Origin of the sequence: Pseudomonas sp. SBB6, assembly GCF_024213215.1 — a bacterium.
GTDB classification, from domain to species: domain Bacteria; phylum Pseudomonadota; class Gammaproteobacteria; order Pseudomonadales; family Pseudomonadaceae; genus Aquipseudomonas; species Aquipseudomonas donghuensis.
Window position 1 is genome coordinate 1 of the sequence record NZ_JANAVH010000028.1, and the last position, 835, is coordinate 835.

Below are 835 nucleotides of genomic sequence, written 5' to 3' on the forward strand. Positions count from 1 at the left end.
GGGGCCATAGCTCAGCTGGGAGAGCGCCTGCCTTGCACGCAGGAGGTCAGCGGTTCGATCCCGCTTGGCTCCACCACCCCTTGCTACCGTGTCAAAGCTTAGAAATGAATATTCGGATCGAATATTGATTTCTGAACTTTTTCAGAATCGTTCTTTAAAAATTTGGGTATGTGATAGAAAGATAGACTGGACAGCACTTTCACTGGTGTGTGTTCAGGCTAAGGTAAAATTTGTGAGTGATTACAAATTTTCGGCGAATGTTGTCTTCACAGTATAACCAGATTGCTTGGGGTTATATGGTCAAGTGAAGAAGCGCATACGGTGGATGCCTTGGCAGTCAGAGGCGATGAAAGACGTGGTAGCCTGCGATAAGCTTCGGGGAGTCGGCAAACAGACTTTGATCCGGAGATCTCTGAATGGGGGAACCCACTCAGCATAAGCTGAGTATCTTGTACTGAATACATAGGTGCAAGAGGCGAACCAGGGGAACTGAAACATCTAAGTACCCTGAGGAAAAGAAATCAACCGAGATTCCCTTAGTAGTGGCGAGCGAACGGGGACTAGCCCTTAAGTGGCTTTGAGATTAGCGGAACGCTCTGGAAAGTGCGGCCATAGTGGGTGATAGCCCTGTACGCGAAAATCTCTTAGTCATGAAATCGAGTAGGACGGAGCACGAGAAACTTTGTCTGAATATGGGGGGACCATCCTCCAAGGCTAAATACTACTGACTGACCGATAGTGAACCAGTACCGTGAGGGAAAGGCGAAAAGAACCCCGGAGAGGGGAGTGAAATAGATCCTGAAACCGTATGCGTACAAGCAGTGGGAGCCTACTT

At 48.5% G+C, this 835-nt stretch carries 1 tRNA gene and 1 rRNA gene; both read left to right on the forward strand.

Annotation, left to right across the window (positions count from 1 at the left end):
• Positions 1-76 (forward strand) — tRNA-Ala (locus NLX68_RS26385).
• A gap of 222 nt (positions 77-298) precedes the next feature.
• Positions 299-835, forward strand: a 23S ribosomal RNA gene (locus NLX68_RS26390); the annotation flags it as partial.